Origin of the sequence: Micromonospora sp. DT44, assembly GCF_049841635.1 — a bacterium.
In the GTDB taxonomy this organism is placed as follows: Bacteria; Actinomycetota; Actinomycetes; order Mycobacteriales; family Micromonosporaceae; genus Micromonospora.
The window spans coordinates 70,084-76,260 of sequence record NZ_JBNCKS010000036.1; the positions used below are offsets into that span (position 1 = coordinate 70,084).

The following is a 6,177-nucleotide window of genomic DNA, read 5'->3' on the forward strand; positions in this document are numbered from 1 at the left end:
CACTAGAACCTTTGGAGGTTTCTTACAAAGATCGGCGGGGATCATCGCTAGTTTGGGCGGATTTCCGGGCGGCCGGGGTCAATGTCTGGGTCGGGACCGCCGAGGCCACCGGGACCACCGGGTCCAGCCGACCGACAGTCAACGCCACCTGGAGGGCGAACGCGTCCCGGGGCGACAGCGGCGAGAAGCCGGTCACCTCGGCGATGCGGCGCAACCGGTACCGCACCGTGTTCGGGTGGACGAACAGCGCCCGCGCCGCGCTCTCCAGCGTGCCACCGGCGGCCAGGAACGCGTCCAGGGTCTCCAGCAGCTCGCCACCGGCGCGGACCAGCGTCGCGTACACGTCGTGACGCAGCCGCCGGCGGGCCTCCGCGTCGCCGGCGAGGGCCCGCTCCGGCAACAGGTCGGCCGCCGCGACCGGGCGGGGGGCGGCCGGCCACGCCGGCGCCGCCCGGAAGCCGGATAGCGCCGACCGCGCCGACTCGGTCGCCTCGTCCAGACTGGGTACGGCGGGACCGACCACCACTGGTCCGTCACCGAACGCGTCCAGCAGCTTGCCGGTGGCGCTCAGCGGGTCCGCCGCGCCACCCAGCACGATCACCAACCGGTCGCCGTGCACGCCGCCGATCACCTCGACACCGATCCGCCGCGCCAGCCGGTACACCACGTGCAGCACGGCGGAGACCTCCCCGCCCGGGGAGTGGCCGACCGCCACCGCGACCGGCGGCGCGTCCGCCCAGCCCAACGCGGCGGCCCGGCTCGCCAGGACGTCCGGCGAGTCACCCCGCAGCAGCGCGTCGACCAGCAGCGCCTGCAACCGGGCGTCCCACGCGCCGCGCGACTCGGCGGCCCGCGCGTACACCCGGGCGGCGGCGAACGCGATCTCCCGGGAGAAGCGCAGCACCGCCTCGCGCAGCAACTGCTCCTCGCCCTCGGCGGCGAGCTGCGACACCTGTTCCTCGACGACGTCGATGGTCACCTTGATCAGCGCCACGGTCTGCTGGAGGGTGATCGACCGGGCCAGCGCCTGGGGCGCCGCGTCGAACACGTCGTCGGAGACCTCCTGCGTGCTGTCCGCCGTGCCGCCGCCCTCGCGCAGCCACTGCACCAGCGAGCGGGCGCCCGCCTGGGCCACCAGCATCACCCAGGAGCGCTGGTCGGCCGGCAGAGCCCGGAACCACGGCAGCGTCTCGTCCATCCGGGCCACGCTGGCAGTGGCCAACGCTCCCGCCGAACGCTCGATCCGGCGCAGCGTGGCCGCCAACTCCCCACCCTCGGCCGTGCTCACCGCTCTAGCCTGACACGTCGTGAGCAGGCCACGAACGCCGGCACCGATCAGCGGGCCCGGACCGCGCCGGACTCAGGCCTGCGGCCTCGCGGACAGGCCCAACTCCTGGGCCAGGATCGCGGCCTGCACCCGACTGCGCAGGTCCAGCTTCGCCAGGATCCGGCTCACGTGCGTCTTGGTGGTGCTCTCCGCCAGCGCCAGCCGGTCGGCGATCTGCTGGTTGGACAGGCCGAGGCCGAGGCAGGCCAGCACGTCCCGCTCGCGTGGCGTCAGCGTGTCCAGCGCGGCCCGGGTGGCGGCCGACGCGCCCGGAGCGGTGGCGGCGAAGGCGGTGATCAACCGGCGGGTCACCGCGGGGGCGATGAAGCCGTCGCCGCGGGCCACGGTGTGTACCGCCGTGACCAGACCCGCCGCGTCGGTGTCCTTGAGCAGGAAACCGGACGCGCCGGCACGTAGCGCGCCGAAGACGTACTCGTCCCGGTCGAAGGTCGTCAGGACCAGCACGTCGGCGAGCCGGTCCGCGACGATTGCTCTGGTCGCGGCGATGCCGTCGAGCCGTGGCATCCGCACGTCCAGCACCGCCACGTCGGGGCGTACCTCCCGGCACAGCCGGACCGCCTCGTCACCGTCGGCCGCCTCGCCGACCACCTCGATGCCCGGCGGGCCGGCCAGGATCAGGACCAGCCCCGCCCGTACCGCCGGCTGGTCGTCCGCCAGCAGCACCCGTACCGGCGCGGTCACCCGCTGTCCCCGGTCGGCAGCGCGGCCCGGACCTGCCAGCGGCCGTCCCGCGGTCCCGCGGTGAACCGGCCGGCCAGCAACGCCGCCCGCTCCCGCATGCCGATCAGCCCGGCCCCGGCGCCCGGCAGCCCCGACCCGTCCGGTCGTACCGGGTTCTCCACGGTCAGCACCACCTCCGCCGGCCGGTACGCGATCGTCAGATCCGCCTCGCCCGTGCCGTGCTTGAGCGCGTTGGTCAGCGACTCCTGAACGATCCGGTACGCGGCGAGATCCACCCCCACCGGTAGCGGGCCGGGGGTGCCGTCCGTGCGGAAGCGCACCGCGAGGCCGGCGGCGCGGATGCGCTCGATCAACCCGTCGGCCTCGGCCAGTCGCGCCGTGACCGCCTCCGTGCCCTCCCCGCCATGTTCGCCACCATCCGGCTCCCGCAGCAGCTCGATCATCTGCCGCATCTCGGCCAGACCCTGCACGCTGCTCTCCCGGATCACCCGCAGCGCGGACTGCACCTGGCCACGTTCCAGGCTCGGCACGGAGAGCACGGCGGTGGCGTGGATGGCCACCGCGCTGAGGTGGTTGGCGACCACGTCGTGCAGTTCCCGGGCCATCCGGGCCCGCTCGGCGCTGACCGCCTGCCGACGGTCCAACTCGACCAGCCGGGCGGTCTGCTCGGCCCGGGTCCGCTCGGCGGCGGCCTGGTCGCGGTACTGCCGCACGCTGATCCCGGTCAGCACCGGCAGCAGCCCGGCCAGCACCACCGGCACCCCGACGGCGGCCCCGCGCCACTGCCCGAAACCGAGCACGCCGGCCACCGCACCGATGACGCTCAACGTCGCGGTGATCCCCAGCAGCCACCGCCACAGCCGGGGTGGCCCGTACACACAGGCGTCGTAGAGCACCTGCGTGTAGACCACCACCGTGCCCAGCGAGTTGCCCAGCGCCGTGTCCACCACCAGCGCCCCGGTCCCCACCGCCAGGCTGGCGCGCGGCGCCACCCGACGCAGGCCGACGGCCACGCACACCGCCAGCAGCGGCGCCAGGAACATCGCGGGCGGCACGCCGGGGTGCGGGACGATCTGCGGCTGCATGCCCAGGCCGTAGAGCACCAGGCCACCGACCAGCGACGCACCGGCCAGCGTGAGGTCGCGGCCGGGCGTACCGGAGCCGAGCCACGGTGGCGGTCGCATGCCCCGATCCCATCACAACCGCCGGCCCGCCGACTCCGACCGAAGGAGGAGCCCGGTCGCTCCGACATGCGCCGAAAGGGGTACGCCGGGCGGTCGGTCCGTCGAAGGGAGGACCTCGATCTCGTCTCCGCTGTCGAGGTCCGGGCCCTGCCGTTGGGCGACGCTGGTGGCGACGACGGGGGAGGCCGCCATGGTGGTAGCGGTGATCATCGCTTGTGAGATCGCCTTCTGGGTGTTGATCGGTGCCGGGCTGGTCGCCCGATATCCGCTGCGCAGGCCACGGCTCGGCGGGGTGCTGCTGCTGTGCGTACCGTTCGTCGATCTGGCGCTGCTCGCCGCGTCGGTGATCGACCTGCGGCGCGGCGCCACCGCCGACGTCGGCCACGGCCTCGCCGCCGCCTACCTCGGCTTCTCGGTGGCCTTCGGGCACTCGATGGTCCGGTGGGCGGACCAGCGCTTCGCCTACCACTTCGCCGGTGGGCCACCGCCCGAGCGGCCTCCCCGCCACGGCTGGGCCCGCGCCCGGCACGAGTGGCGGGTGTGGGCCAGGGCACTCCTCGGCTGGGCCGTCGCGTGCGGCCTGCTCGGCGCGGCGATCCTCTGGGTGAACGATGCGGAAAGAACCCGTGAACTGGGCAACTGGATCCGCAGCCTGACCACCGTGATCCTCATCTGGCTGGTCGCCTTCCCGGTCTGGGCGACCCTGTTCCCCGGTCGCCCGAAGCGCTGACCCCGGGGTACGCCGTGCACAGGCCGTCGGTCCCGGCCAGTACGGTGACAGGGCACGTACGGGGGGAGCACCTGCGCGTGAGTGCGAGCGTGAGGAGACCGGGGATGGCGCACGGGGAGGCCGAGCACGGCTGCGCCCAGGGCGAGCCCTGCCGCCTGGGCCACCACGACCCGCAGGTGGCCGGCAAGCCTCGCCGGGCGATCGGCCCGGCGGCGGCGCTCCCGGCGGAGGCGTCCACCGGGCGGCCGGACGAGGAGATCCCGCGCCAGCGGGCCGCCGAGCCGGTGACCCTGGGCGAGTCGGAGTCGGTTGACCCCGCTGGTTGCCTCAGTGAACTTCCTGGATGGGCGGGTGCCCACCGGCACGGCCCGGTCCGGCCACGGCAGCGGGGCACTCGACGGGAGCGCCCGCCACGCCGCTGGTGCTGACCCCACGGGGGCCGGGTGCCGTGGCCCGCTGAACCCGCGCCTTTCGGCGCACCCGCGCCTTCCCGCGGTCGTGTCAGCGGGTCCGGCGGGCGGCCGCGTCAGCGGGTCCGGCGGCGGATCAGCAGGGCGATCCCGGCGAGGCCGACCGTGATGGTCAGCATCACCCCGACGTTGAGCAGCAGCAGTCGCTGCAACTCACCGAGTGCTTCGTCGATGTCCCGCACCGGATCCATCGTGTCCTCCGGCAGCACCCGCTCGCCGCCGCCCACGCCGCCGCTGACCGTGTCGAACTGCCGCTCCAGCGGCACCCCGGCCGTGCGCAGCGTCTCGGACATGCTGAGCCGGCCCAGGAACCAGCCGGCGTTGGTCTTGCGGCCGTCCGGCTGTTTGGCGGGGCGATAGACGCGTGGGCCGCCGGCCGCCTTGGGGTAGAGGTCGAAGGTCTGCTTCGGGGTCTCCCCGGCCAGCACCACGACCGTGTACTTCGGACCGAGGTCGGCCGCCTTGGGGCCGGTCGGCATTCCGGTACGACCGAAGAAGTTGATCTGGTCGATGACCGCGAGGACGTGCGCGGGCTGGGTCTCGGACCGTAGCCGCAGCGGCTCGGTGAGCCCTTCGCCGGTGACGTCCACACCGGCGGGCGCAGGCTTGGGCGCCGCGCTCGCCGGGCCGGCGAAGCCGAGCACCAGCACTGCCGCAGCCAGCGTGCCCGCCAGCACGGCGAACCACCGCCTCATCTGTCGGACCATCCCGCCTCCTCGCCCCGTTCGATGGATGGCTTCGCCGTGACGTCCGGGTCGGTCGGCCGGTGACGGCACCGACCGGGTCGGTCCCACTCTCACAGACTCCGCAGAACGTCGATGGATTGCAGCTTGTGGAACAGTATTTGGAACTATCTGCGATCTCTGCTCGACTAATGAGGAGCTGTTTGATCAGCGGGCGGATCGTACCCTTACGGAGGGGTTCATGGGGGGCAGGGTTACACGGATGGCACGGCTCGTGCCAGTGGTACTCGGCGTGGCGTTCGGTGTGTCGTTACTGGCCCCGGCGATGCCAGCGGCCGCGCACAACTCACTGACCGGCAGCGATCCGCGCGACGGCGCCCGGGTGGCCACCGCGCCCACCCGGATCGAGCTACGTTTCCTGGCCAAGCCGCCACCGGCTACGACGAAGATCACAATAACCGGACCGGACAATGTGGTCGCCGGCGGGCGGCCCGCGTTCGACGGCACCCGGGTACGCGTGCCGTTCACGCCCGGCGCGGCGGGGCTCTACACGGTCGCCTACCAGCTGCCCTCGAACGACGGCCACCCGATCAAGGGCGAGGTGCGGTTCACCCTCACCACCGGCACGGCCGCCGACCCGTCCGCCAGCCCTTCAGCCCTCGGCCCGTCCGGCAGCCCGTCAGCGGCCAGCACCGGCCCGTCCGCGTCCGGCTCGCCCACGGCATCCCAGGGCGGACCCGTGTCGCCGCCGGCCGACACCGTGTCCGCCGTACCAGCCGCCGAGGAACGATCCGACTCGGGTAGCCGCTGGTGGCCCTGGGCACTCGGCGGCGCGGTTCTGCTAGCCGCCCTGACGGCCGCCCTCCTGCTCCGCCGCCGAACCCGCTAACCCCGCACCGCCCCCGGGCCCTCGCCCCGCACCGCCCCCGGGGCCCCGCCCCCGCCGATCTTGCACTTCCTGCGGCGACGTAACGGGCATCCAACCCCATACCGACAACCGAAACTGCAAGACGCTTCTATGTACGTGGTGATCGGTTCGGCTGGTTGCCGCTAGGTTCGGCGTCGATGATCACTTGGGTGG

Annotated in this window: 7 protein-coding genes; 3 read left to right on the plus strand and 4 right to left on the minus strand. The window is 73.5% G+C overall.

Going from position 1 to position 6,177, the window contains the following annotated elements; genetic code table 11:
- Positions 1-22 precede the first annotated feature (22 nt).
- The 3 genes from ACLQ25_RS21075 to ACLQ25_RS21085 are packed head-to-tail and all read right to left on the minus strand — an operon-like array spanning position 23 to position 3,213.
- A complete protein-coding gene (locus tag ACLQ25_RS21075) occupies positions 23-1,336 on the minus strand; it encodes a PucR family transcriptional regulator (protein WP_425732524.1) in 1,314 nt (437 codons plus the stop codon).
- Between the two features lie 24 nt (positions 1,337-1,360).
- A complete protein-coding gene (locus ACLQ25_RS21080) occupies positions 1,361-2,029 on the minus strand; it encodes a response regulator (RefSeq protein ID WP_425732518.1) in 669 nt (222 codons plus the stop codon).
- A complete protein-coding gene (locus ACLQ25_RS21085) occupies positions 2,026-3,213 on the minus strand; it encodes a sensor histidine kinase (protein WP_425732519.1) in 1,188 nt (395 codons plus the stop codon). Before ACLQ25_RS21085 ends, ACLQ25_RS21080 begins: the two co-directional genes overlap by 4 nt.
- Before the next feature lie 190 nt (positions 3,214-3,403).
- Here ACLQ25_RS21085 and ACLQ25_RS21090 point away from each other — a divergent pair, with 190 nt between their 5' ends.
- On the plus strand, positions 3,404-3,943 hold the full coding sequence (locus tag ACLQ25_RS21090) for a hypothetical protein (RefSeq protein ID WP_425732520.1): 540 nt from the start codon (positions 3,404-3,406) through the stop codon (positions 3,941-3,943).
- A gap of 104 nt (positions 3,944-4,047) precedes the next feature.
- Positions 4,048-4,371, plus strand: a complete 324-nt coding sequence (locus tag ACLQ25_RS21095; protein WP_425732521.1) for a hypothetical protein — start codon at positions 4,048-4,050, stop codon at positions 4,369-4,371.
- A gap of 98 nt (positions 4,372-4,469) precedes the next feature.
- On the opposite strand, the gene ACLQ25_RS21100 is transcribed toward ACLQ25_RS21095, so the two are convergent.
- Complete coding sequence (locus ACLQ25_RS21100; RefSeq protein ID WP_425732522.1) at positions 4,470-5,120, minus strand: hypothetical protein; 651 nt, start codon at positions 5,118-5,120, stop codon at positions 4,470-4,472.
- A 238-nt stretch (positions 5,121-5,358) separates the two neighbouring features.
- Between ACLQ25_RS21100 and ACLQ25_RS21105 the strand changes: the two genes are divergently transcribed.
- The gene (locus ACLQ25_RS21105; RefSeq protein ID WP_425732523.1) at positions 5,359-5,985 is read left to right on the plus strand and encodes a copper resistance protein CopC; all 627 of its coding nucleotides are present in this window, start codon (positions 5,359-5,361) and stop codon (positions 5,983-5,985) included.
- Positions 5,986-6,177 lie beyond the last annotated feature (192 nt).

What these genes read in the sequence shown, in the direction of transcription:
- ACLQ25_RS21105 (WP_425732523.1), top strand. Translation starts at nt 5,359, where the DNA reads ATGGCACGGCTCGTGCCAGTGGTACTCGGCGTGGCGTTCGGTGTGTCG.
- ACLQ25_RS21100 (WP_425732522.1), bottom strand. Translation starts at nt 5,120, where the DNA reads ATGGTCCGACAGATGAGGCGGTGGTTCGCCGTGCTGGCGGGCACGCTG.
- ACLQ25_RS21095 (WP_425732521.1), top strand. Translation starts at nt 4,048, where the DNA reads ATGGCGCACGGGGAGGCCGAGCACGGCTGCGCCCAGGGCGAGCCCTGC.
- ACLQ25_RS21090 (WP_425732520.1), top strand. Translation starts at nt 3,404, where the DNA reads ATGGTGGTAGCGGTGATCATCGCTTGTGAGATCGCCTTCTGGGTGTTG.
- ACLQ25_RS21085 (WP_425732519.1), bottom strand. Translation starts at nt 3,213, where the DNA reads ATGCGACCGCCACCGTGGCTCGGCTCCGGTACGCCCGGCCGCGACCTC.